Raw genomic sequence first — 24,128 nt, 5'->3', positions numbered from 1 at the left:
CCTAAAAGGTGGTGGAATATGTATGAAAAATACGTTTTCTCGTTTATTTGGCTTTGGAGATAAAGAGAGCGAATTCGAATTACAAGACGAAAGCCATGAAGAAATAGATAAAAAGGTATATGAAGAAATACAAGAAATTCCGATAGTAAATATTACCCCTAACCGTTATCAACCAAGAACAGTTTTTGATGATGCACGTATTGATGAGCTAGCATTAACGATTCGTACACATGGACTTATTCAACCGATTGTTGTAAGGCAATATGAGGATGATAAGTACGAGATTATCGCTGGAGAAAGACGCTTTCGTGCGGCAACAAAGTTAGGTTGGGAAAAGGTTCCTGCAATTATAAAGAACTTAAATGATACAGAGACAGCTTCTGTAGCTTTAATTGAAAACTTGCAACGTGAGGAACTAACGGCAATCGAGGAAGCTGTGGCATATCAAAAGCTGATTGAGTTACATAATTTAACACAAGAAGCATTGGCACAACGACTTGGAAAAGGACAATCTACAATCGCAAATAAGTTGCGATTGTTAAAGTTGCCTGAAGAAATAAAAAGTGCATTATTAGAAAAAAGCATTACAGAACGTCACGCCCGCGCTCTCATTCCTTTAAAAAATGAGGAATTACAACTGAAGGTTTTACAGGAAATTGTGGAGAAACAACTGAATGTAAAGCAAACAGAAGAACGAATTGCGAAGTTACTAGAGGAAGCAAAACCGAAGCGTAAGGCAAAGCAAAAAGCAGTAAGTCGAGATACGAGGATTGCTATGAATACAATTAGACAATCTTTACAAATGGTTACTGAAAGTGGTTTGAATGTTAATTCTGAGGAAGAAGAATTTGATGAGTACTATCAAATTACAATTAAAATTCCAAAGAAAAAATAATAACGACGTGTTAGAGACCTTATCCTATTGGAGAGGTCTCTTTTACTATATTTTCTTGTTAAATGAAGAAGGAGTTTAGAAATAAATTTTGAAGTTTAATAAAGGACGTAAAAGAAAAAGTTTTATTTCATGTTACAATAAACGTAATTGTTATTAGAATAAGATAGAAAGGTTGAAAGTAGGTGACATCATGGGAAAAATCATTGCTATTGCTAATCAAAAAGGCGGTGTTGGAAAAACCACAACATCTGTTAATTTAGGGGCTGGATTGGCGCAAGTAGGTAAAAAAGTCCTTCTTGTAGATATTGATGCTCAAGGAAATGCAACGACTGGTGTGGGAATTGAAAAATCTGAATTAGATCAATGTATTTACAACGTTCTTGTGGAAGATGCAGATGTTCAAGGGGTTATACAGAAAACCGCAACGGAAAACTTAGATGTTCTACCCGCTACAATTCAATTGGCTGGTGCTGAAATTGAATTGGTACCGACTATTTCCCGGGAAGTACGTTTACAAAGAGCATTACAGCCAGTTCGTGATGAATATGATTATATTATTATCGACTGTCCCCCATCTTTAGGGTTATTAACAATTAATGCATTAACAGCAGCAGATTCTGTTATTATTCCTGTACAGTGTGAATATTACGCACTAGAAGGGTTAAGTCAGCTATTAAATACAGTTCGACTTGTACAAAAACATTTAAATAAAAATTTAGCAATTCAAGGTGTATTGTTAACGATGTTGGATGCCCGTACAAATTTAGGGATCCAAGTTATAGATGAAGTGAAAAAGTATTTTAGGGATAAAGTATATCGCTCGATTATTCCGCGTAATGTACGCTTGAGTGAGGCTCCAAGTCATGGGAAACCTATTATGCAGTATGACGCTAAATCAAGAGGAGCAGAAGTATATATAGATTTAGCAGAGGAAGTGATTGCAGGTGGCTAAGGGATTAGGAAGAGGAATTAATGTGTTTTTTCCTGATTTAGATGTGAAAGAAGAGGAAACAATTCAGGAGATTCTTGTAACTGAATTAAGGCCAAATCCATATCAACCGCGTAAACACTTTAATAAAGAGGCTATTCAGGAATTAGCAATTTCGATTAAGGAACACGGTATTCTACAACCATTAATTGCTAGGAAGAGTATTAAAGGATATGAAATCGTTGCAGGTGAAAGACGATTTCGTGCTGCAAAAGAGGCTGGTTTAGAAAAGGTACCTGCGGTTGTAAGACAATTAACTGAACAGCAAATGATGGAATTTGCTTTGTTAGAAAACTTACAACGAGAAGATTTAAATCCTATGGAAGAGGCAATGGCATACCAGATGTTAATGAATGAGCTAAATGTAACGCAAGAACAATTAGCGAAACGTCTTGGCAAAAGCAGACCTTACATTGCAAATTATACTCGGTTATTAAGCCTCCCTTCGTTCGTCCAAGATATGATTGCAAATGGTCAACTTTCAATGGCTCATGGGAGAACTTTACTTACGATAAAAGATGAAGAACAATTGAAGTCCTTATTGAAACGCATTGAAAAAGAAGGATTAAATGTTCGTCAATTAGAGAAAATCGTCCAAGAGATTAATCAACACGTTTCACGTGAAACAAAAAAAGTGAAAAAAGAGCGAAATATATTTTTCGTAGAACGTGAAACGTTCTTAAGAGAAAAGTTTGGCACAGATGTGAAAATTAAAGAGACGAAAAAAGAAAAAGGTAAAATCGAAATTGAATTTTTTAATAAAGAAGATTTGAATCGTATTTTAGAACTATTATCACAAAAAAAATAAAGAGCAAACCATCTTATTATTTATAGATGGTTTGCTTTTTTTAGTGCGGATAATTTTTGATCCGTCTCTTTTATACTTTGTGCGATTACATCGGCCATTTTCATAACTAAACTTAATCTTGTATTTTGAAGAACGAAAAACTCCATAAACCCATTTAGATTGACGATACCGTGTATATGCAGATCACCAACTGCAGGTAATTTCTTATTCATAGCAGCTCCAGGCTTACTAGGGCCCTTTCCAGTAGTGATTGACCCGATATTTTGAGACTTTCCTAAACATGCATCAACAGCAATTATAAATGCAGCAGGATATTCTTTCTGTATATTTTGAATTTTTTCTTCTAAATTTAGCGCATGTACTGGCTCATCTAGTGTACCGAATACTTGGAGGTTTTTGATGTCTATTTGTTCAAGTTTTGTACCAACTAACGGGCCGAGTGCGTCACCTGTAGAACGATCTGTTCCGATACAAACGAGAATGAGTGGTATATTAGTTTTAATAGGAATGTGGGTAAGTAAGAAATTACTGATTATCTCAGAGGCTTCTAGATCCTGGTGCATAACGTTTTGAGTTTCTTTCTCAAAAAATGGTAAGCGAAAACTTCCAATATTCATGAAGCACCCATCCTTTTAATAAATTTTCAATATATGTTATATGGTGAGAAAAATGGAAATCTATAAGTGCGTAATTTTTGCAAAATGTGAATGAAAACGGAAATAATAGTACTAGTATATATATATTCGTTCCATTTTATACCTGAATGGCGGGGGTAAAATAGGATTAAAATCATAAAATTTTTTCAGCAATTAGAGGACTTCTGATACAATAATAAGGATAACTAAAAAGAAATTTTAGCTAGAGAGGTAGAGGTACATGGATTTATTAACGAAGTGGTTTAATTCTACGAAACAGTATTTATTAGATGCTGATCGTTGGGCTCATATTGGAGTTGCGACATTAAAAATATGTATTATTTTAATAATCGGTGCAGTTGTTGTGCGAATTGCAAGAGCGGTTGTACGAAATGCGTTTCGTATGGGGAGTCGTTCTCCAATTCAAATTTCAGAACGTCGTACAGTTACAGTAGCGAAATTACTTGAAAATATTGTAGCGTACGTTGTTATGTTTATTATGCTGATTGCGATTTTAGGTGTGTTTGATATTAATGCATCAGGTTTATTAGCGGGTGCCGGGGTAATTGGTTTAGCAGTCGGATTTGGTGCTCAAAGTTTAGTGAAGGACGTTATTACAGGTTTATTTATTTTGCTAGAAGATCAGTTTTCAGTTGGCGATTATGTTAAAATCGGTCAATTTGAAGGAGTCGTTTTAGAAATTGGACTTCGTACAACGAAAGTAAAGAGTTGGACAGGTGAAATTCATACTTTACCAAACGGAAGTATTATTCAAGTTACTAACTACTCAGTTAGTAATAGTGTAGCATTTGTTGATGTATCTATTTCATATGAGGCTGATATTGCGAAAGCAGAGCAGGTTATTGAAGATTTATTAGTAGAGTTACCTTCAAAGTACGAAAAAATGGTAACAACACCTCAATTATTAGGTGTGCAAACGTTAGCTGCATCAGAAGTTATATTACGCGTTATTGCTGAAGTAGAGCCGATGCAACATGCAGTTATTGCAAGGGCACTTCGTAAAGAGATTAAAAATCGTCTTGATTTACATGGAATTGAAATTCCATATCCACGTATGGTTTTATATAATCGTGAAGAATTGGTTAGTGGAAAAGCAATTTAGTATGGAGAGGAGGAGTTTGAAGAGTGGAGCAAAAGGAATATAACTTGTACGATGTTGTGGAAATGAAGAAAGCACATCCATGTGGCGAGAATCGTTGGAAAATTATTCGTATGGGAATGGATATCCGCATTAAGTGCGAGGGATGTGACCATTCAGTAATGATTACTCGAAGAGAGTTTGATCGTAAGGTGAAAAAAATACTTGTGAAGCACGAAGAATAGAGAGAGAGTAACAGTTACAGTAGGTAACTGTTACTTTTTTTCGTTTGGCGGAAACTTGTCATTTTTTTCGTTACTATCTATAATGATGAAAGATTGAGACATAGGAGTGAAAAATATGGGATTAACGGCTGGGATTGTTGGATTACCTAACGTAGGGAAGTCCACTTTATTTAATGCAATTACACAAGCAGGAGCAGAATCTGCGAACTATCCATTCTGTACAATTGATCCAAACGTAGGGATTGTAGAAGTACCAGATGAGCGTTTAAATAAATTAACGGAATTAGTAGAACCGAAAAAGACTGTTCCGACTGTATTTGAGTTTACTGATATTGCAGGTATCGTAAAAGGTGCTAGTAAAGGTGAAGGTTTAGGAAATAAATTCTTATCTCACATTCGTCAAGTAGATGCAATTTGCCAAGTTGTTCGTTGTTTTGAAGACGAAAATATTACGCACGTTTCAGGGAAAGTAGATCCAATTGATGATATCGAAACAATCAACTTAGAGCTAATTTTAGCGGACTTAGAGTCTGTTGATAAGCGTATCGAGCGTGTTGCGAAATTAGCAAGACAAAAAGATAAAGAAGCTGTATATGAGCATGAAATTTTAGTTCGTTTAAAAGAGGCTTTTGAAGAGGGGAAACCGGCTCGTACTGTTGAATTTACAGAAGAGCAGATGAAGATTGTTAAAGGCCTTCATTTACTTACAACAAAAGAAATGTTATACGTAGCGAACGTAAGTGAAGACGATATTATCGATCCATCGGAAAATAAATACGTACAAATGGTAAAAGAATTTGCAGAAAATGAAAATTCTCAAGTAATCGTTGTATGTGCAAAAATCGAATCAGAAATCGCTGAATTAGACGAGGAAGAGAAAAAAGTATTCCTTGAAGAACTAGGTATTGAAGAGTCTGGTTTAGATCAATTAATTCGTGCAGCATATGACCTATTAGGACTTGCTACTTACTTTACAGCTGGCGTTCAAGAAGTACGTGCTTGGACATTTAAACAAGGTATGAAGGCACCACAATGTGCTGGTGTTATTCATACAGACTTTGAGCGTGGATTTATTCGTGCAGAAACAGTTTCTTACGATGACTTAATGACAAACGGTTCTATGACAGCTGCAAAAGAAGCTGGAAAAGTACGTTTAGAAGGAAAAGAGTATATCGTAAAAGATGGAGATGTTATGCACTTCCGTTTTAACGTTTAATTTAATATTTCCTAGGAAAAATAAAGATATGAGCTTGGCAAATATATTATATGTTTGCCAAGTTTTTTATGTATTGGTGAGTTGATTCATATAACTTACTATGATATAATCTAAACTCGTGAGTAATTACTATAAATTAATTGCTCCTTGCCCATTATGGGCCGTTTAGACCAAAAGGAGGTGAAAGTGTAATGAGAAAGTACGAAATTATGTACATCATTCGTCCTGGCGTTGAAGAAGAAGCTCAAAAAGCTTTAGTTGAACGTTTTGCAGGTGTTTTAACAAACAATGGTGCAGAAATCATTAACACGAAAGAGTGGGGTAAGCGTCGTTTAGCTTACGAAATCAACGACTTACGTGAAGGTTTCTACATGATCTTAAACGTGAACTCTAACGCAGAAGCGATTAACGAATTCGACCGTTTAGCTAAGATCAACGAAGATATCCTTCGTCATATCGTTGTTAAAGAAGAAGAAAAATAATTGATATATAAGGGAGAGTGGTTCGATTGATGAATCGTGTTATCCTCGTTGGTCGTTTAACTAAGGACCCTGACTTACGTTACACGCCCAATGGTGTTGCAGTAGCTACTTTTACGTTAGCTGTGAATCGCGCATTTGCGAATCAACAAGGTGAGCGTGAAGCTGACTTTATTAATTGTGTAATATGGCGTAAACAAGCAGAAAACGTAGCAAATTATTTGAAAAAAGGAAGCTTAGCAGGCGTAGATGGACGTCTTCAAACTCGTAATTACGATGGACAAGACGGTAAACGTGTGTATGTAACAGAAGTTCTTGCGGAAAGCGTACAATTTTTAGAGCCGCGTAATGGCGGTGGGGAGCAACGTGGTTCATTCAATCAGCAACCATCAGGAGCTGGTTTCGGTAACCAAAGCTCTAACCCATTTGGTCAATCTAGTAATTCAGGTAACCAAGGTAATCAAGGGAACTCTGGATTTACGAAGAATGACGATCCATTTTCAAATGTAGGTCAACCGATCGACATTTCCGACGACGATTTACCGTTCTAATACAGTAAATTTGTTAGTTTTAACAAAGAATGGAGGGAAATAGACATGGCAGGACGCAAAGGTGGACGTGCGAAACGTCGTAAGGTGTGTTTCTTCACAGCTAACGGCATCACTCGCATTGACTATAAAGATGTTGATTTATTAAAACGTTTCGTTTCTGAGCGTGGTAAAATTTTACCTCGTCGTGTAACAGGGACAAGCGCAAAATACCAACGCAAACTTACAGTTGCAATTAAACGTGCTCGTCAAATGGCACTTTTACCATATGTTGGTGAATAATAGCGTATGAAATGCACAGTAGAGTCCGACTCTACTGTGCATTTTGCTATGCTTTTCTTTTTTGAAAGAGAGGTTAAAATGTGAAACAAACAAAGTTTATTACAGAAGGTGCAGCGTTATTAGCTATATATGCAATTTTATTGCTTATATCTATGTATGTTCCGATTTTGGGTACTGTTGTAACTTTTGCGTTGCCGTTACCATTTATACTATTAACGATAAGACATAAACTATCTAATGTGCTCATGATTTTTGTAGCATCACTTTTTGTTACTATTATTGTGAGTCAACCCATGAATTTAGTGAAGACAATTATGTTTGGATTGATAGGGATTGTTTTAGGATATATGTATAAAACAAGAAAAAAGTCAGTAGAAATCTTAATAGCGGGGACGCTTGCATACTTAATTGGTTTTGTACTTATTTATGTTGCGAGTATAAAGTTTTTCAACATAGATATAATGAAGCAAATGCAAAGTATGTTTAGTGAAAGTATGGTGCAAAGTGAAAAGATAGTAAGTGCTACAGGTATGCCGATTAGTAAGGAACAAAAAGAGTTACTTACACAAATGAATGATATATTACAATCGTTATTTCCAAGTATACTTGTTCTAGTTTCAGTATGTTTTTCTTGGATTACAGTGATAATATCAGGTAGTGTTTTGAAAAAGTTAAAACATGACATTATACCTTGGCCTAAATTTAAAGATATACAATTACCAAAGAGTATTGTTTGGTATTACGTTATATTTATTTTGTTAGCAACTTTTATAAAAGTAGAACCAACATCATATTTACATATGGTATTTTCTAACCTAAATGTCATATTTACACTATTGCTTGTACTGCAAGGTCTGACATTTATCGCCTTTTTAGCGTATAGAAAAGGTTTTACTAAAGGGATTCCTATTATTAGTTTTATTGCATGCATGTTTATTCCGATGCTGTTTCGTCTTGTGACAATCTTAGGTATAATTGACTTAGGGATTTCATTGCGTTCTAAAATAGGGGGATAAAACAATATTCCTTATACTATTTTAATCTGTTTAACTAACTGGAAGGTGAGTTAGTTTTACTTTATAGGAGTTGTATACATGCCTGAATTTGATAAGAAACAGTGGTTTTTATATCCTGTTTATGTATTGGCATTTTTTGTGTTTGTGCTCATTTCAATTCTCTGTTATTTTCATTTAATTATGGGAATAGCTGCTTTTGTCATTTTTTGTATCGTATTTTTTATCGTTATACGATTTGAACTTAATTTTCAAAGGAATTTCGAAAAGCATACTACAGATATGATTACAAGAGTAAAGAAAGTAAGTAATGAAGCATTTAACCAAATGCCGATTGGTATTTTGTTATACAATAAGGATTATGGGATTGATTGGGCAAATCCTTATTTATCTTCATGTCTGGGACAGCATGCATTAGCTGGATGGCACCTTTACGATGTATCAGAAACATTACTTCTTTTCATTAAAGGAGAAACTTCTGATGATATAGTCTCTTTAAATAATCGAAAGTTTCGCGTTTTTGTAAGGAAAGAAGAAAAGTTAATTTATTTCTTTGATGTAACGGAACAAACAGAAATCGAAAAGATGTATGAGGATCAACGTACTGTTTTAGCTGTAATTTATTTGGATAATTATGATGAAGTTACACAAGGATTAGATGATCAATTACGTACGAATATAACAAGTCTTGTGACATCGCGACTAAATGAATGGGCACTTAAGTATGGTGCGTATTTAAAACGTGCATCTTCAGAAAGATTCTTTGTTGTGCTAAATGAAAGTATTCTGACGCAAATGGAGAAAGGGAAATTTAGTATTTTAGATCAGGTGCGTGAAGAAACATCTAAAAGGAATATACCACTTACACTAAGTGTAGGTGTCGGATCAGGTGATTTACCTTTGTCAGAGCTTGGGGCAATGGCTCAATCTGGTTTAGACCTTGCGCTTGGACGCGGGGGAGATCAAGTAGCTATTAAACAAGCGACAGGTAAAGTTAAGTTCTATGGAGGCAAGACAAATCCGGTTGAAAAGCGTACCCGTGTACGTGCTAGGGTCATTTCGCATGCGTTAAAGGATTTAGTATTAGAAAGTAGTAATGTCATTATCATGGGGCATAGGGCTCCTGATATGGACGCAATTGGTGCTGCGATTGGTATTTTAAAAGTGGCTCAATTAAACGAGCGTAAAGGATATATTGTATTAGATGAAAATGATTCTGATAAGGGAATTAAACGCTTGATGGACAAAGTGAAACAAAATGAGGAATTATGGTCTCACTTTATTACTCCAGAGCAAGCGATGGAATTTGCGAATGATGAGTCATTACTTGTTGTTGTTGATACACATAAACCTTCTATGGTGATGGAACAAAAATTGTTACATAAAATTGAAAATGTAGTAGTTATCGATCATCATCGCCGTGGAGAAGATTTTATTGAAGATCCATTGCTAGTTTATATGGAACCATATGCTTCTTCAACGGCAGAACTGGTTACAGAATTGCTTGAGTATCAACCGAAAAATTTAAAGATGACAATGTTAGAAGCAACGGCATTGTTAGCGGGGATTATTGTCGACACGAAAAGTTTCACATTCCGGACGGGGGCTCGTACGTTTGATGCTGCTTCCTATTTACGCTCACATGGTGCAGATACTGTACTTGTACAAGAACTTTTAAAGGAAGATATGGATCAGTATTTACGGGTTGCAAAAGCTATAAAAAATGCGTACATTTATAAAAATGGAATTGCGATTGCTAAAGTTGATAGTGATGATTACTACGATCAAGTGCTTATTGCGCAATCAGCTGACACGTTATTAACAATGACAGGAATTATTGCATCATTTGTTGTTGCGAAACGTGGCGAGAATCTCATTGGAATTAGCAGCAGGTCTTTAGGTGAAGTGAATGTGCAGCTAATTATGGAAAACTTAGGTGGTGGCGGGCATTTGACGAATGCAGCCACACAAATGAAAAATGTTACAGTAGATGAAGCCGAGGAGAAGCTTCGATTTGTTATTGATGACTATTTACAGGGAGGCACACAATCATGAAAGTAATTTTTCTAAAAGACGTAAAAGGTAAAGGTAAAAAAGGAGAAGTAAAAAACGTACCAGATGGCTATGCAAATAACTTCTTACTAAAACAGGGATTGGCTGCTGAAGCAACAAATAGCAGTATGAAAACTTTAGAAGCTCAAAAGCGTAAAGAAGAAAAAGATGCAGCAGCAGAAGTTGAGAATGCAAAAGAGTTGAAAGAAACATTAGAGAAATTAACTGTAGAAGTAAAAGCGAAATCTGGAGAAGGTGGCCGTTTATTCGGTTCTATTACGAGCAAACAAATCGTAGATGCGATGCAAAAATCACATAAAATTAAACTTGATAAACGTAAATTTGAAATGGATGATGCAATCCGTGCATTAGGCTACACAAATGTAACAGTGAAATTGCATCCGCAAGTAACAGCGACAGTAAAAGTTCATGTTAGTGAACAATAAAAATAAATTAAGCAAGGAGGATTGCGTATGAGTGATGTACTTGCTGATCGTACCCCTCCGCATAATATAGAAGCCGAGCAGGCGGTTTTAGGGGCCATATTAATTGATCAAGATGCGTTAACATCAGCATCAGAGTTATTGGTACCTGACTCATTCTATCGAACGAAACATCAAAAGATTTTTGAGGTAATGCTTGGGTTATCTGACAAAGGAGAACCGATCGATTTAGTAATAATGACATCAGCGATGGCTGATCAAGGATTACTAGAAGAAGTTGGTGGAGTGTCTTATCTAGCAGAGTTAGCAGAAGTTGTTCCAACAGCTGCTAACGTTGAATATTATGCACGTATCATCGCTGAAAAGGCACTTTTACGTCGTTTAATTCGAACAGCGACTCATATTGTGTCGGATGGATACGAGAGAGAAGATGACGTAGACGGCCTTTTAAATGAGGCCGAGAAAAAAATATTAGAAGTATCCCATCAAACGAATGCAAAAGCATTTCAAAATATTAAAGATGTTCTTGTAGATGCTTATGATAAAATTGAACTTTTGCATAATCAAAAAGGTGAAGTTACTGGGATACCAACTGGATTTACTGAATTAGATAAGATGACGGCAGGTTTCCAGCGAAATGATTTAATCATCGTAGCAGCACGTCCGTCAGTAGGGAAAACTGCATTTTCATTAAATATCGCACAAAACGTAGCGACGAAAACGGATGAAAATGTAGCGATTTTTAGTTTGGAGATGGGCTCCGATCAGCTTGTTATGCGTATGCTTTGTGCAGAAGGAAATATCGATGCGCAAAGACTTCGTACCGGGTCATTAACTTCTGATGATTGGGCGAAATTAACAATGGCGATGGGTAGTCTTTCAAATGCCGGTATATATATTGATGATACACCAGGAATTAAGGTAAATGAGATTCGAGCGAAATGTCGTAGACTAAAGCAAGAACAAGGTCTTGGTATGGTTTTAATTGACTACTTACAGCTTATTCAAGGAAGTGGGAAATCAGGTGAGAACCGTCAGCAGGAGGTATCTGAGATTTCTCGTACTTTAAAAGGGATTGCGCGTGAATTGCAAGTGCCTGTTATTGCCTTATCACAGTTATCTCGTGGTGTAGAATCTCGTCAGGATAAACGCCCGATGATGTCTGATATTCGTGAATCTGGTAGTATTGAGCAGGATGCTGATATTGTAGCTTTCCTATATCGTGAAGATTACTATGACCGTGAAACGGAAAATAAAAATACGATTGAAATTATCATTGCAAAACAACGTAATGGTCCGGTAGGTTCAGTAGAGCTTGCGTTTGTTAAAGAATTTAATAAATTCGTTAATTTAGAACGACGCTTTGAGGATGGGGCATAAAGGCAGTATAAAAAAGAAACACATTTCTTATAATAAGATGTGTTTCTTTTTTTATGGGATAAAGATAAGGCTTTCATAAGGTGAAAATATAATTCTTACGAACGAAAATGATTTTTAATAAAAAAATGTTCGCTTTTTGGTTGACTTCTTTTTCGGTTTTGGTACAATTATATTGTTTGAATAGATCGTTTGAAAATTGCGGAGGTGCTTTAATAATGTCTTCAGTAGTAGTTGTAGGAACACAATGGGGCGACGAAGGAAAAGGTAAAATCACTGATTTTCTTTCTGAGCATGCGGAAGTAGTTGCAAGATATCAAGGTGGAAATAACGCGGGACATACAATTGTTTTCGGCGGAGTTAAATATAAGTTACACTTAATTCCATCTGGTATTTTCTATAAAGAGAAAATTTGTGTAATCGGAAATGGCTTAGTAGTAGATCCGAAAGCATTACTTGAAGAGTTAAAATACTTACACGACCGTGGTGTAAGTACTGATAATTTACGTGTAAGTAACCGTGCACACGTTATTTTACCTTATCACTTAAAACAAGATGAGTTAGAAGAGGCTAGTAAAGGTGATAACAAAATCGGTACAACGAAAAAAGGTATCGGTCCTGCATATATGGATAAAGCTGCTCGTATTGGTATCCGTATGGCTGATCTTTTAGACCGTGAAGCATTTAAAGAGAAGCTTGAGCGCAATTTAGTAGAGAAAAATCGTTTGTTTGAAAAAATGTACGATACAGAAGGTTTCAGCGTAGAGGAAATCTTTGAAGAGTACTTCGAATATGGACAACAAATCGCACAATATGTATGCGACACATCTGTTGTATTAAATGATGCACTAGATAACAATCACCGTGTATTATTTGAAGGTGCACAAGGTGTTATGCTTGATATTGACCACGGTACGTACCCGTTCGTTACATCTTCTAACCCGATTGCGGGTGGTGTAACAGTTGGAACTGGAGTTGGCCCTGCGAAAGTTACTCGCGTTGTAGGTGTATGTAAAGCATATACAAGCCGTGTTGGTGACGGTCCATTCCCTACTGAACTTAATGATGAAATTGGTCATCAAATTCGTGAAGTTGGTCGTGAGTACGGAACAACAACTGGTCGTCCGCGCCGCGTAGGTTGGTTCGATAGCGTTGTTGTAAGACATGCGCGTCGTGTTAGTGGTTTAACGGATCTATCATTAAATTCTATCGACGTTCTAACAGATATTCCAACTCTTAAAATTTGTGTTGCTTACAAATACAATGGCGAAGTTATCGATGAAGTTCCAGCAAACTTAAACATTTTAGCGAAATGTGAGCCTGTATATGAAGAGCTTCCAGGTTGGACAGAAGATATTACTGGTGTAAAATCATTAGACGAGCTTCCTGAAAATGCAAGAAAATACGTAGAACGTGTTTCTGAGTTAACAGGAATTCAATTATCTATGTTCTCAGTTGGACCAGATCGTAACCAAACGAATATTGTTCGTAATGTATACGAAGCTTAATTGATATTTTTAGAAAAAACTCATGTCCGCATGAGTTTTTTCTTATCTTTTATAAAAAAATGAAAAAAAGTATTGCGAAGAATACAGAATACATGTTATGATACATCTTGTCGTCACGAAAATATGACGTTGGTGAGTATGAGCCATTAGCTCAGTTGGTAGAGCATCTGACTTTTAATCAGAGGGTCGAAGGTTCGAATCCTTCATGGCTCACCATTTTATTTTTCGTGGCCCGTTGGTCAAGTGGTTAAGACACCGCCCTTTCACGGCGGTAACACGGGTTCGAATCCCGTACGGGTCATGTTTTTTTATGCTTATTTTTGGTCCCGTGGTGTAGTGGTTAACATGCCTGCCTGTCACGCAGGAGATCGCCGGTTCGACCCCGGTCGGGACCGCCACTTTTGTTTATACCACCATTAGTGGTTTTATATATAGTTTTGGCTCGGTAGCTCAGTCGGTAGAGCAGAGGACTGAAAATCCTCGTGTCGGCGGTTCGATTCCGTCCCGAGCCACTCTCAGGATATTAAGTGGGCCCACTTAATATCCTTTTTATTTATGTAATTTTACAAAACTGAGTAGTTATTTTAAAATAGAACGAGGAGCCTCTAGCAGTTGAAGCTAGAGGTTTTTCTATAGATCGTATAGGATGCCGTGTAAAAGTGGATCATACATGAGTCTATGAGAATAGAGGAGAAAATACTTAAACAAAGGATGCGGTCATATAGGACATACTATGTAAACATCGATATGTTTAGGGATTATTGACCATATTTTTATAAGGAGGAAATAGACGATGATGGGAAAGAAAATTTTAGTAGTTGATGATGAAAAGCCGATTGCAGATATTTTGAAGTTTAATCTAGAAAAAGAAGGTTTTGAAATAGTAATGGCGCATGATGGTGATGAAGCAATTGAAAAAGCTAATGAAGAACAACCAGATATGGTTTTATTAGATATTATGCTACCGGGTAAAGATGGATTAGAGGTTTGCCGTGAAATACGTAAAAGTTCAGAAATGCCGATTATTATGCTTACAGCAAAGGACTCTGAGATTGATAAAGTATTAGGGCTTGAGCTTGGGGCAGATGATTATGTAACGAAGCCATTTAGTACGAGGGAATTACTTGCTCGTGTGAAGGCGAATTTACGCCGTCATCAACAAGGTGGTTCTGCAGAAAAAGAAGAAAATACAGAAATGGTTATTGGACCAATTGTTATTAATCCAAATGCATATAGTGTAACGAAGCGCGAGGAAAATATCGAGCTTACACATCGTGAATTTGAGTTGCTACATTATTTAGCGAAACATTTAGGACAAGTTATGACACGCGAACATTTATTACAAACAGTTTGGGGTTATGACTATTTTGGAGATGTGCGCACAGTAGACGTAACAGTACGTCGTTTGCGTGAAAAAATTGAAGATAATCCAAGCCATCCTACTTTAATTGTAACTAGACGTGGAGTAGGGTATTACTTGCGTGACCCAGAGCAGGAATAGTATATGAAGAAAGTTGGTTTTTTTCAATCTATTCATTTAAAATTTGTGCTTATATATATGCTATTAATATTAATAGCGATGCAAGTTATTGGGGTTTATTTCGTAAGGGAATTAGAGAAGAGCCTAGTACAAGGTTTTAGGGATTCTTTAACGCAGCAAACAAACTTATTATCATATAACTTGAAACAAGAGTTTAAAAAAAGTTATACAAAAGCAGAAACAGAGTCAACAGATGAAACCATTAAAACTTCTATTCGAAAATTTGCCTCTGATCAAAAGAAAGTTATACAAGAGGTAAGTGTATTTGATTCGCATAGAAAGTTATTGGCTATTTCAGATGAATCAAAGCAGAATAAGGTGAATAGAACATCAACTGATATAGCTGTTCAGCGAGTGTTAGTACAAAAAAAGCCAGAAGTGAAAATTGAGAAGGATGGTAGTACAGGCCATCGTGTTCAAGTTATGCTTACTCCGATTCTAGATGATAATGGCAAGGATGCGCTTGGTGTTATATACATCGTTGCATCTATGGAAGATGTATATAAACAAATGAAGGATATAAATCAAATTTTTGCTACGGGAACAGTAATTGCCTTATTAGTAACGGCCGTACTTGGGATTTTATTGGCTCAAACAATTACAAGACCAATTTCAGATATGCGGAGACAAGCAATCGAAATGGCAAAAGGAAATTATTCGAGAAAAGTAAAAGTGCATAGCCATGATGAAATTGGACAACTGGCATTATCCTTCAATAATTTATCAAAAAAATTACAACAAGCTCGTTCTTCTACAGAAAGTGAAAGGCGTAAATTATCATCCGTTTTATCACATATGACAGATGGAGTAATTGCTACTGACCGAAAAGGGGATATTATTTTACTAAATGACCCTGCGGAAAAGATGTTAAATGTTTCTCGTGAAACAGCGCTCGATCAATCTGTTTTAGAGGTATTAGGGATACAGGAAGAATTTACGCTCGATCATTTATATGAAGAGCCAGATTCTGTGTTATTAGATTTTAGTACGAGAAACGAACCATATATTTTACGTGCTAGTTTCTCTGTTATTCAAAAAGAAACAGGGAAGGCCAATGGCTTAATTGCTGTACTATATGATGTAACAGAGCAGGAGCGTATAGAAGGGGAACGCCGTGAGTTTGTGGCGAATGTCTCTCATGAATTAAGGACGCCATTAACGACGATGCGCAGTTATTTAGAGGCACTTACAGATGGAGCGTGGCAGGATCCGAATATTGCACCACAATTTTTAACGGTTACACAAGAAGAAACAGAAAGAATGATTAGACTTGTAAATGCGTTGTTACAGCTATCTAAACTTGATAGTACAGAGCACCGTTTAATGAAAGAATGGGTCGACTTTACTGATTTCTTTAATAATGTTATTGATCGCTTTGAAATGTCTAAAGAGCAAAATGTAAGTTTCAAACGATCTTTCTCTAAAAAATCTAGGTTTATTGATATGGATACTGACAAAATTACTCAAGTGCTGTATAACATTATTTCTAACGCATTAAAGTATTCACCAGAAGGTGGAACAGTAACATATCGCTTACGTGATCGCGGTGATTTATTAGAAATTAGCGTAAGTGACCAAGGAATGGGTATTCCAAAAGAAAACGTTGATAAAATCTTTGAACGTTTTTATCGCGTAGATAAAGCTCGTTCAAGACAAATGGGTGGTACGGGACTTGGATTAGCAATTGCAAAAGAAATGATTGAGGCACATGGTGGCTCTATTTGGGCGAAGAGTGAAGAAGGAAAAGGGACAACTATTTATTTCACGTTACCAATGGCAGCAGATGAAGAGGACGATTGGGAATGAGTATGGAAAACTTTAAAACAATAGTTTTAATTAACCTAGTCGTAATTAGCCTATTTCTTACTTTTAACCTATGGACGTATGTGCCAGATTCTACATCCATGCAAAACGCGAAATTTGTACAGGGCAATGAAGGAACGAATCAAACTAAAATTGCCGATGTTGTCCGTCCTACTTCTATCATCGTGCATAAAGATAAAAATCATTATGGGAGCAGAAGAGAGGCAGATATAGAATCAATCTATAAGCCTCTGGAAGTAGGGGAACTACATGAGTTTAGAGAGATATCAATCACTAAGGGTGATTTCCTGTCCTATGTGCATGGTGAAGGGAAAATTGAACTTGTTTTCCCTACCGATATCCCATTTGATGCAGTTAAATCCATGTTTAACATGAAAGAGAAAGGTACAGATAAGCCTAAACATTTTAATCGTATTCTTCTTGATCCTTCTAGAAGTAAGGATCAAGAAATTAAAATTAACTTTGTTTCTGATGGTGATAACTTTAAAATATATGAGGCAAAATTAAGTGGCGTGTATTTAAAAGATATTGTAAATGCCCAAAATCAATTTATAGTATCAGCAAAGCCTTATTTTGATTATCAAATCAATGATATGAAAAAGTTATTTTTACCAGATGGAACGACAGAGTTAAACAATATAACATATATCTCATCTAATTTAGCAGTGGATACGTTTAAGAATGCTCTGTTTAGTGATCCTCGTTATTTAAGTCCAATTACTGAGATATCGAAAGAAACATTTACAGATGGTATTAGATCTATGGAAATTGAAGACGATCGTCACATGCTAAAGTATAAAAACTCTTCTGTCTTAACTGAGAAAACGATAGATAATTTAATGCTGTTACAAAAAAGCTTTGAATTCGTAAGTGGTCACAGTGGAAGTTTGGATTCATATCGTTTGGACTATATGAATAAAGGAGAGACAGTGTTTCGCTTACATGAAGATGGATATTCCGTATTCAATACAGATGGATTAGCTGAATTGAGACAAAAATGGGGATCAGAAGAAGTAATGGAATATGAAAGACCGTTGCTGTCTTTAAATACTAAAGGCATAGAACAGAAGGTTACTCTTCCGTCAGGGCATGTTGTAATAGCATCTCTAGAAAATAATCCAGAGATAAAGAAACAAGTAATTAAGGATATTGGTATTGGATACAAGTTATCACTAGATGGACAAGTAGTTCGACTACAACCAATTTGGTATGTAAAGCTTGTTGAAGGTGAAACAGGTAAACAGAAAATCTATGAGTGGAGTGAGGGAGGACTAAATGGATTGGGATCGGATTAAAACCATATTTATTGTGACCTTTTTTGTTTTGGACCTCTTTCTCATTTTTCAATTCATTCAAAAGCAAGATAGTAATCAATTGGAGCTTATTGCAGAAACAAAGATAGATCAAGAATTAAAGGCAAACAAAATTACTATAGGGAATATCCCTAAGGAACCGAAAAAAGAGTCGTTTATTAGAGCGGAAAATAAAGCCTTTAAAGAAGATGATATACAGTCTTTGAAAAATCAAACGGCGCATATACAAAATATGTACAAGATAGAAAGTAAGCTAAAAGAGCCTTTTTTAAATACGAAATCATTATCAAAAGATAAGTATAATGAATTTTTGAAGAACTATGTATTGGATGGACAAAAGTATGAATTTGGAGCGGTGAAAGACTCTAAAATTTATTTCTTCCAAAAATATAAAGATAAGCCTATTTTCTATAATAATCAGGCGATGATTGTTGTGGAATTAAATGAAAAAAATGAACTTGTTTCATATACGCAGACAATGCTAACTGATTTAAAAGAAATGGGCGAAGGTGAAAAAACGAAAGAGCAAGAAATTATTACGGCTCAAACAGCTTTAGAAAATTTGTATTTAAAAAATAAAATTCATGGAAATACGCATGTTAAAGAAGCACAAATTGGCTATGCCACTCTTACCGCATCTACTTCTAATAACCAAGTACTTGCTCCAACGTGGAATTTAAAAACGGAGCAGAAACAGGACTTCTTTGTGAATGCAATTGAAGGACAAGTTATGGAATTAGGGGAAAAGGAAAATCAAGTGGTTGATGAACATACTGGAGTGAGAAAGAATGGGGTTGCATTTTAGCGTACTTGCAAGTGGAAGTACAGGAAATATGCTATACGTAGGAACCGATGAAAAAAAATTACTAGTCGATGCAGGTTTAAGTGGTAAAGCGACAGAGGCTTTATTTAAACAAGCAGAACTGAATATAAATGATGTATCAGGTATTCTTGTAACACATGAGCATAGTGATCATATTAAAGGGTTAGGTGTATTGGCGCGTAAATATGATTTACCCGTTTATGCGAATGAGAAAACATGGAATGCAATGGAACATTTAATAGGAAATATCCCAACTGAGCAAAAATTCATTTTCTCAGTTGGGGATGTGAAAACATTTGGTGATATTGAAGTCGAATCATTTGGAGTTTCTCATGATGCGGCAGAACCGATGTTTTATGCTTTCCATAACAATAATAGGAAATTAGCACTTATTACAGATACGGGATACGTAAGCGACCGTATGAAGGGCGTTATTAAGGGAGCTAATGCTTTCGTATTTGAAAGTAATCATGATGTGGAAATGCTTCGTATGGGACGTTACCCATGGAGCATTAAACGACGTATTTTAAGCGACGTTGGGCATGTTTGTAATGAAGATGCTGCATTAGCAATGGCAGATGTAATTACAGATGAGACAAAGCATATTTATTTAGCCCATTTAAGCTTAGATAATAACATGAAAGAACTAGCTCGTATGTCAGTATCACAAGTACTAGAGGAAAAAGGATTTGGAGTGGGTGAATCCTTTGAAATTCACGATACAGATCCAAAAATGCCTACAAAAATTCAATACGTATAATTCTTCATTTTAGTAAACAATAAAGGTGAATATAGTTGTTTTCAGGAAGATGGGTGAACAAATATGTCCTTTATTGATGAAGAAAATTATCGTATGAAACGTGCAGGGAAAAAGAAGCATAAAGGTATAGTTCTTTCTAGTATAGCGGGAACAATTGTAGGAGCTTCTTTATTTGCGTTTGGAGCTCCTTTATTTTCAAATTCTGCTGATACGCTTCCGCAAGCTGAAGCAAGCGGAAGTAATATGGCCGAAGCTCAAGGAATTAAACAGATTAGCTTTGTAGATGCTGTTGACCGTGCATCTGAAGCTGTTGTGGGCGTTATTAACATTCAACGAGATAACTTTTCAGAGGCAGATTCAGAGGCTGGTACAGGATCAGGAGTAATTTATAAAAAGACAAATGGTCAAGCTTATATTGTAACGAATAATCATGTTGTAGCTGGAGCGAATCGTATTGAAGTAAGTTTAAGTGACGGTAAGAAGGTTCCTGGAAAAGTATTAGGAACCGATGTAGTCACAGATTTAGCTGTATTAGAAATAGATGCAAAGCATGTGAAAAAAATAATTGAAATCGGCGATTCTAATACTGTTCGCAGAGGAGAGCCAGTCATTGCGATTGGAAATCCACTCGGACTGCAATTCTCTGGAACTGTTACACAAGGTATTATTTCAGCTAATGAACGTATTGTCCCTGTAGATTTAGATCAAGATGGACACTATGATTGGCAAGTAGAAGTGTTACAAACGGATGCGGCGATTAATCCGGGGAATAGTGGCGGTGCGCTTGTAAATGCAGCAGGACAATTAATTGGTATTAATTCAATGAAAATTGCTGCAAAAGAAGTAGAAGGAATCGGACTTGCTATTCCGGTGACTAGGGCTGTTCCGATTATGAATGAACTTGAGAAGTATGGAAAAGTAAGAAGGCCGTATGTTGGGATTGAACTTAGGTCATTAAATGAAATTCCAAACTATTATTGGTCAAAAACATTACATTTACCAGGTACTGTAACAGAAGGGGTTTGTATTTTGGATGTGAAAAGTCCTTCGCCAGGCGCAGATGCTGGTTTAAGAGAACATGATGTTATTGTGGCAGTAGATGGAAAACCGATTCGCGATATTATTGGATTCCGCACGGCCTTATATGATAAGGAAATTAATGATAAAATGACTCTTACGTTTTATCGTGGTACAAAAAGAGTAACAACAACAGTGAAATTAGGCATTCAAAAGTATTAAAAACAGGAGGGCCTACCTCCTGTTTTCTATTGTAGAAAAGTGAGGTGAAGAAAATGAATTTACCTTGTTGTTTAGAACATGTTGAATTAGCGTTAGATATTATTGTGGATGAGTGTGAAGTTGCGCCGGTTATCAACAATGTGGATAACTCAGAAAAAGAGAAAAAAACATGTGAATTTTGTCAAAATGAGGCGACATATGTTGTATCGAACACAGATTCTCACACAATATGTGGGTAGTGTTTGTGGATATGTGGATAAGTTTTGTGGATAACATGTTTGTAAGGTGGATGATACGTGTGAATATCTCGATTATTTCAATTGGGAAATTAAAAGAAAAATATTTGAAACAAGGTATAGCAGAATACTTAAAACGATTATCAGCATACGCAAAAGTAGAAGTAATTGAATTGCCCGATGAAAAGGCGCCAGAAAATTTAAGTGAAGCAGAAATGTTAATTGTAAAGGAAAAAGAAGGTATACGTATACTGGATAAAATTTCTGATGACACGCATGTGATTGCATTAGCTATAGAAGGAAAGCAAAAGTCATCAGAAGAATTTGCGGTAAGTCTAGATCGCCTTGCTACATACGGAAAGAGTAAAGTCGCATTTGTAATTGGTGGATCACTCGGACTAAGTTCAGAAGTGATGAAGCGTTCAAATGAATCACTTTCTTTTTCAAAGATGACATTACCACACCAATTAATGCGATTAGTATTGCTTGAACAAGTGTATAGAGCGTTTCGGATTAATCGTGGGGAACCGTATCATAAGTAAGATATTCTATGTAAAATAAAGGTAAGACACTGATATTATCATATTTATTTTATTATGCCTATAACTGGAGGCTATGTGAATGGTAAGTGATCAGACGAGATATTCTAGGCTCGCGAATATAACAAAAATAATAAATACGAAATTAGAACTACGTGAAGTATTGCAGCGTGTGACAATGGCGATATCAGAGGAGATTGTTAGGTGCGATGCTGTTGGAATTTATTTACCACAGGAAGATGGAACATTTAGAGGGTTTGCAGGAAAACCAGAGACCATAAATGGCGTAACGCTCGATACTCAGGTAATTGATCCTGAAATAGACTTACTGGCAAAAGAAGTTATTGAAACGAAAAAAACCATCTATATTCCTGATACCTCAAAGGATCATCGACCAGATCCGAGACCAGTTGATGCGTTTAAAATTAAGTCCTTATTAGCTCTGCCTATCTCATTTAGGCAAGAGTTATTTGGTCTGGTTTTTTTATTTGATTATGGGATTCCGATGAACTTAACAGATTCAGAAATTCAAAGTGTTGAAGCTTATGTAAATATGGCCGCGGTCGCAATTCAAAACGCAAATAATTTAACACAAAAGGAAAACCTTATTGCTGAGAAGCAGCTGTTACTAAATGTTACCCGTGATTTATCAATGTGTTCTTCGATACAGGAGAGTTTTGATAAATGCTTTTTTTACTTAGAACAGATTTTAGAGAGTAAAAATATGACTGCCCATCTTCTAGATCCGCTAGATAAAACAACGATTAAAACAACGAAATTAAGTAAGGGCTGTGATTGGACAGAAGCGGATCGGACAGAGAAAAGCTATGAAGCCAAGATCCAAGAGGTTATTCAAACAAAAAATATAGATAGTAAGGATCTATTGATGATTCCATTGGTTTCAGTGGGAGAAGTATTAGGGGTAATCGTCGTTGGCAAAGAAGGAAAAGCTCACAATTACGATAATTCTCAAATTCAACTAGCAAAATCTATCGTTGATGCCACAGCCCCTACGTTTTCAAATTTGTTATATATGGATCAACTAGAAAGCATAGTGAAAGAGCGAACGGGAGAGCTAGCTGCTGCTAATGAAAAAGTTACAAGTGTGATTGAATGTATTACGGATGGATTCTTTACTTTAAATAATAAATGGGAATTTACGTACGTAAATAAGCACCAATATTTTCCGCAAAGAAAAACAGCAAAAGATGTATTAGGAAAGAATATATGGGATGTTTTCCCGAGTGACATCGACACAGTTATGTATAAGGAATTTCATCGTGCGATGTCAGAGCGAACTACAGTTCATTTCGAATTTCTTTCTACTGCAGATGAATATTGGCACGAAGTTATTGCATACCCGTATGATGATGGTATTTGCTGTATTTTTAAAAACATAACGGAAAAAAAGAAATATGAACAGGAATTGAAAAGATTATCTAACATTGATTTAATAGGGCAAATGGCAGCAGGTATCAGCCATGAAATTAGAAATCCAATGACAACGGTACTAGGATTTTTGCAGTTATTAAAAGAAGAGAATACCTATGAGAAACATAATAAGTACTTTCATTTAATGATTGAAGAACTTAACCGTGCCAATTCTATTATTACTGAATTTCTCTCAATGGGTAATACAAGGAAATTAGATTTGCAGATGTTAGATTTAAATTCAATTATCCGCGATATTATCCCTTTAATAAAGATTGATACGTATAATCAAAATAAATATATTCAAGTCGATACAAATGACATTCCGGAATTACTTTTAAATCGTAATGAGATACGGCAATTATTAATGAATCTATATCGTAATGGCTTAGAAGCGATGAATACAGGGAAAGTTCTAACCATTAGCACCTACAAGGAAGGTCAAAATTGTGTGGTGCTTGCAGTGCACGATCAAGGAAAAGGTATCAGGCCTGAAGTCTTAGAGAAACTGGGTACGCCATTTTACACGACCAAAGATAATGGAACTGGATTGGGGTTAGGTGTATGTTATGCCATTGCTGCCCGCCATAATGCAAAAATAGAAATTCAAACAGGATCGGAAGGCACTACCTTTTTTGTTAAATTCAATTATAAAGATAATAAAAAGTAAACTTATTTAGATTAGTTACGGTGAACTGTATCATAAATATTGATCCGAAATTAATCATGCCTTGTGTACCAACATGAAGTATTATTGGCTGTATATTGAATAAAAAATATAATCAAGAAAAAAGCACTTATCTTTACAAGATAGAGTGCTTTTTTATACGCATTT

The 24,128-nt window shown here is 35.9% G+C and carries 24 protein-coding genes and 4 tRNA genes; 27 read left to right on the top strand and 1 reads right to left on the bottom strand.

Features of this window, described 5'->3' with window-relative positions:
- Positions 1-22 precede the first annotated feature (22 nt).
- From noc to spo0J, 3 genes are all read left to right on the top strand, one after another.
- Positions 23-895, top strand: coding sequence for a nucleoid occlusion protein (gene noc, locus ACYFX0_RS17985; RefSeq protein ID WP_000799016.1), 873 nt, complete (start codon positions 23-25; stop codon positions 893-895).
- A gap of 190 nt (positions 896-1,085) precedes the next feature.
- Positions 1,086-1,847, top strand: a complete 762-nt coding sequence (soj, locus tag ACYFX0_RS17980; RefSeq protein WP_000516114.1) for a sporulation initiation inhibitor protein Soj — start codon at positions 1,086-1,088, stop codon at positions 1,845-1,847.
- The gene (gene spo0J / locus ACYFX0_RS17975) at positions 1,840-2,691 is read left to right on the top strand and encodes a stage 0 sporulation protein Spo0J (RefSeq protein WP_001051833.1); all 852 of its coding nucleotides are present in this window, start codon (positions 1,840-1,842) and stop codon (positions 2,689-2,691) included. The genes soj and spo0J overlap by 8 nt, the downstream gene beginning before the upstream one ends.
- A 20-nt stretch (positions 2,692-2,711) precedes the next feature.
- On the opposite strand, the gene yyaC is transcribed toward spo0J, so the two are convergent.
- A complete protein-coding gene (gene yyaC, locus ACYFX0_RS17970; RefSeq protein WP_001020711.1) occupies positions 2,712-3,308 on the bottom strand; it encodes a spore protease YyaC in 597 nt (198 codons plus the stop codon).
- Between the two features lie 259 nt (positions 3,309-3,567).
- Here yyaC and ACYFX0_RS17965 point away from each other — a divergent pair, with 259 nt between their 5' ends.
- From ACYFX0_RS17965 to ACYFX0_RS17850, 24 genes are all read left to right on the top strand, one after another.
- A complete protein-coding gene (locus tag ACYFX0_RS17965; RefSeq protein WP_000365111.1) occupies positions 3,568-4,449 on the top strand; it encodes a mechanosensitive ion channel family protein in 882 nt (293 codons plus the stop codon).
- Positions 4,450-4,472: 23 nt separating this feature from the next.
- Positions 4,473-4,670 carry a DUF951 domain-containing protein gene (locus ACYFX0_RS17960; RefSeq protein WP_000435486.1) on the top strand — a complete coding sequence of 66 codons (198 nt, stop codon included), beginning with the start codon at positions 4,473-4,475 and terminating at the stop codon, positions 4,668-4,670.
- Between the two features lie 115 nt (positions 4,671-4,785).
- Positions 4,786-5,886, top strand: coding sequence for a redox-regulated ATPase YchF (gene ychF, locus ACYFX0_RS17955; RefSeq protein ID WP_000524658.1), 1,101 nt, complete (start codon positions 4,786-4,788; stop codon positions 5,884-5,886).
- Positions 5,887-6,077: 191 nt separating this feature from the next.
- Entirely contained in the window at positions 6,078-6,368 is a 291-nt protein-coding gene (gene rpsF, locus ACYFX0_RS17950; RefSeq protein WP_001233781.1) for a 30S ribosomal protein S6, read from the top strand.
- A gap of 26 nt (positions 6,369-6,394) precedes the next feature.
- Positions 6,395-6,916 (top strand): single-stranded DNA-binding protein, encoded by a 522-nt coding sequence (gene ssb, locus ACYFX0_RS17945; protein ID WP_000981963.1) that lies wholly within the window; start codon positions 6,395-6,397, stop codon positions 6,914-6,916.
- Positions 6,917-6,961: 45 nt separating this feature from the next.
- Complete coding sequence (gene rpsR / locus ACYFX0_RS17940) at positions 6,962-7,195, top strand: 30S ribosomal protein S18 (RefSeq protein WP_000918873.1); 234 nt, start codon at positions 6,962-6,964, stop codon at positions 7,193-7,195.
- 80 nt (positions 7,196-7,275) lie between these two features.
- Entirely contained in the window at positions 7,276-8,211 is a 936-nt protein-coding gene (locus tag ACYFX0_RS17935) for a YybS family protein (RefSeq protein ID WP_460271090.1), read from the top strand.
- 78 nt (positions 8,212-8,289) lie between these two features.
- The gene (locus ACYFX0_RS17930; RefSeq protein ID WP_001113785.1) at positions 8,290-10,263 is read left to right on the top strand and encodes a DHH family phosphoesterase; all 1,974 of its coding nucleotides are present in this window, start codon (positions 8,290-8,292) and stop codon (positions 10,261-10,263) included.
- Complete coding sequence (gene rplI / locus ACYFX0_RS17925; RefSeq protein ID WP_000864237.1) at positions 10,260-10,706, top strand: 50S ribosomal protein L9; 447 nt, start codon at positions 10,260-10,262, stop codon at positions 10,704-10,706. The genes ACYFX0_RS17930 and rplI overlap by 4 nt, the downstream gene beginning before the upstream one ends.
- A gap of 27 nt (positions 10,707-10,733) precedes the next feature.
- Entirely contained in the window at positions 10,734-12,083 is a 1,350-nt protein-coding gene (dnaB, locus tag ACYFX0_RS17920) for a replicative DNA helicase (protein ID WP_001286147.1), read from the top strand.
- 215 nt (positions 12,084-12,298) lie between these two features.
- Positions 12,299-13,588: an adenylosuccinate synthase gene (locus ACYFX0_RS17915; RefSeq protein WP_000100230.1), complete on the top strand. Its 1,290-nt coding sequence runs from the start codon at positions 12,299-12,301 to the stop codon at positions 13,586-13,588.
- A gap of 140 nt (positions 13,589-13,728) precedes the next feature.
- Positions 13,729-13,804 (top strand) — tRNA-Lys (locus ACYFX0_RS17910).
- Between the two features lie 13 nt (positions 13,805-13,817).
- Positions 13,818-13,889, top strand: a tRNA-Glu gene (locus ACYFX0_RS17905).
- A 21-nt stretch (positions 13,890-13,910) separates the two neighbouring features.
- Positions 13,911-13,986, top strand: a tRNA-Asp gene (locus ACYFX0_RS17900).
- A 41-nt stretch (positions 13,987-14,027) separates the two neighbouring features.
- A tRNA-Phe gene (locus ACYFX0_RS17895) sits at positions 14,028-14,100 on the top strand.
- Between the two features lie 281 nt (positions 14,101-14,381).
- Positions 14,382-15,089, top strand: coding sequence for a cell wall metabolism DNA-binding response regulator WalR (gene walR, locus ACYFX0_RS17890; protein WP_000971869.1), 708 nt, complete (start codon positions 14,382-14,384; stop codon positions 15,087-15,089).
- A 3-nt stretch (positions 15,090-15,092) separates the two neighbouring features.
- Positions 15,093-16,934 (top strand): cell wall metabolism sensor histidine kinase WalK, encoded by a 1,842-nt coding sequence (walK, locus tag ACYFX0_RS17885; RefSeq protein ID WP_000755366.1) that lies wholly within the window; start codon positions 15,093-15,095, stop codon positions 16,932-16,934.
- Complete coding sequence (locus tag ACYFX0_RS17880; RefSeq protein ID WP_000061567.1) at positions 16,931-18,247, top strand: YycH family regulatory protein; 1,317 nt, start codon at positions 16,931-16,933, stop codon at positions 18,245-18,247. Before walK ends, ACYFX0_RS17880 begins: the two co-directional genes overlap by 4 nt.
- Complete coding sequence (locus ACYFX0_RS17875) at positions 18,228-19,070, top strand: two-component system regulatory protein YycI (protein ID WP_000383719.1); 843 nt, start codon at positions 18,228-18,230, stop codon at positions 19,068-19,070. Before ACYFX0_RS17880 ends, ACYFX0_RS17875 begins: the two co-directional genes overlap by 20 nt.
- Entirely contained in the window at positions 19,054-19,848 is a 795-nt protein-coding gene (locus ACYFX0_RS17870; RefSeq protein WP_000522837.1) for an MBL fold metallo-hydrolase, read from the top strand. Before ACYFX0_RS17875 ends, ACYFX0_RS17870 begins: the two co-directional genes overlap by 17 nt.
- 63 nt (positions 19,849-19,911) lie before the next feature.
- Positions 19,912-21,087, top strand: coding sequence for a S1C family serine protease (locus tag ACYFX0_RS17865; protein WP_000008032.1), 1,176 nt, complete (start codon positions 19,912-19,914; stop codon positions 21,085-21,087).
- 53 nt (positions 21,088-21,140) lie between these two features.
- Positions 21,141-21,326, top strand: a complete 186-nt coding sequence (locus ACYFX0_RS17860; RefSeq protein WP_001052827.1) for a CxxH/CxxC protein — start codon at positions 21,141-21,143, stop codon at positions 21,324-21,326.
- 59 nt (positions 21,327-21,385) lie between these two features.
- The gene (gene rlmH, locus ACYFX0_RS17855) at positions 21,386-21,865 is read left to right on the top strand and encodes a 23S rRNA (pseudouridine(1915)-N(3))-methyltransferase RlmH (RefSeq protein WP_001027003.1); all 480 of its coding nucleotides are present in this window, start codon (positions 21,386-21,388) and stop codon (positions 21,863-21,865) included.
- Positions 21,866-21,944: 79 nt separating this feature from the next.
- Positions 21,945-23,963, top strand: coding sequence for a GAF domain-containing sensor histidine kinase (locus tag ACYFX0_RS17850; RefSeq protein ID WP_335441634.1), 2,019 nt, complete (start codon positions 21,945-21,947; stop codon positions 23,961-23,963).
- Positions 23,964-24,128 lie beyond the last annotated feature (165 nt).

The sequence above is a fragment of the Bacillus sp. NEAU-Y102 genome, from assembly GCF_054788175.1.
This window is presented reverse-complemented; position numbering and strand designations above follow the sequence as displayed.

What these genes read in the sequence shown, in the direction of transcription:
- noc (WP_000799016.1), top strand. Translation starts at nt 23, where the DNA reads ATGAAAAATACGTTTTCTCGTTTATTTGGCTTTGGAGATAAAGAGAGC.
- soj (WP_000516114.1), top strand. Translation starts at nt 1,086, where the DNA reads ATGGGAAAAATCATTGCTATTGCTAATCAAAAAGGCGGTGTTGGAAAA.
- yyaC (WP_001020711.1), bottom strand. Translation starts at nt 3,308, where the DNA reads ATGAATATTGGAAGTTTTCGCTTACCATTTTTTGAGAAAGAAACTCAA.
- ACYFX0_RS17965 (WP_000365111.1), top strand. Translation starts at nt 3,568, where the DNA reads ATGGATTTATTAACGAAGTGGTTTAATTCTACGAAACAGTATTTATTA.
- ychF (WP_000524658.1), top strand. Translation starts at nt 4,786, where the DNA reads ATGGGATTAACGGCTGGGATTGTTGGATTACCTAACGTAGGGAAGTCC.
- rpsF (WP_001233781.1), top strand. Translation starts at nt 6,078, where the DNA reads ATGAGAAAGTACGAAATTATGTACATCATTCGTCCTGGCGTTGAAGAA.
- rpsR (WP_000918873.1), top strand. Translation starts at nt 6,962, where the DNA reads ATGGCAGGACGCAAAGGTGGACGTGCGAAACGTCGTAAGGTGTGTTTC.
- ACYFX0_RS17930 (WP_001113785.1), top strand. Translation starts at nt 8,290, where the DNA reads ATGCCTGAATTTGATAAGAAACAGTGGTTTTTATATCCTGTTTATGTA.
- rplI (WP_000864237.1), top strand. Translation starts at nt 10,260, where the DNA reads ATGAAAGTAATTTTTCTAAAAGACGTAAAAGGTAAAGGTAAAAAAGGA.
- dnaB (WP_001286147.1), top strand. Translation starts at nt 10,734, where the DNA reads ATGAGTGATGTACTTGCTGATCGTACCCCTCCGCATAATATAGAAGCC.
- ACYFX0_RS17915 (WP_000100230.1), top strand. Translation starts at nt 12,299, where the DNA reads ATGTCTTCAGTAGTAGTTGTAGGAACACAATGGGGCGACGAAGGAAAA.
- walR (WP_000971869.1), top strand. Translation starts at nt 14,382, where the DNA reads ATGATGGGAAAGAAAATTTTAGTAGTTGATGATGAAAAGCCGATTGCA.
- walK (WP_000755366.1), top strand. Translation starts at nt 15,093, where the DNA reads ATGAAGAAAGTTGGTTTTTTTCAATCTATTCATTTAAAATTTGTGCTT.
- ACYFX0_RS17880 (WP_000061567.1), top strand. Translation starts at nt 16,931, where the DNA reads ATGAGTATGGAAAACTTTAAAACAATAGTTTTAATTAACCTAGTCGTA.
- ACYFX0_RS17875 (WP_000383719.1), top strand. Translation starts at nt 18,228, where the DNA reads ATGGATTGGGATCGGATTAAAACCATATTTATTGTGACCTTTTTTGTT.
- ACYFX0_RS17870 (WP_000522837.1), top strand. Translation starts at nt 19,054, where the DNA reads ATGGGGTTGCATTTTAGCGTACTTGCAAGTGGAAGTACAGGAAATATG.
- ACYFX0_RS17865 (WP_000008032.1), top strand. Translation starts at nt 19,912, where the DNA reads ATGTCCTTTATTGATGAAGAAAATTATCGTATGAAACGTGCAGGGAAA.
- ACYFX0_RS17860 (WP_001052827.1), top strand. Translation starts at nt 21,141, where the DNA reads ATGAATTTACCTTGTTGTTTAGAACATGTTGAATTAGCGTTAGATATT.
- ACYFX0_RS17850 (WP_335441634.1), top strand. Translation starts at nt 21,945, where the DNA reads ATGGTAAGTGATCAGACGAGATATTCTAGGCTCGCGAATATAACAAAA.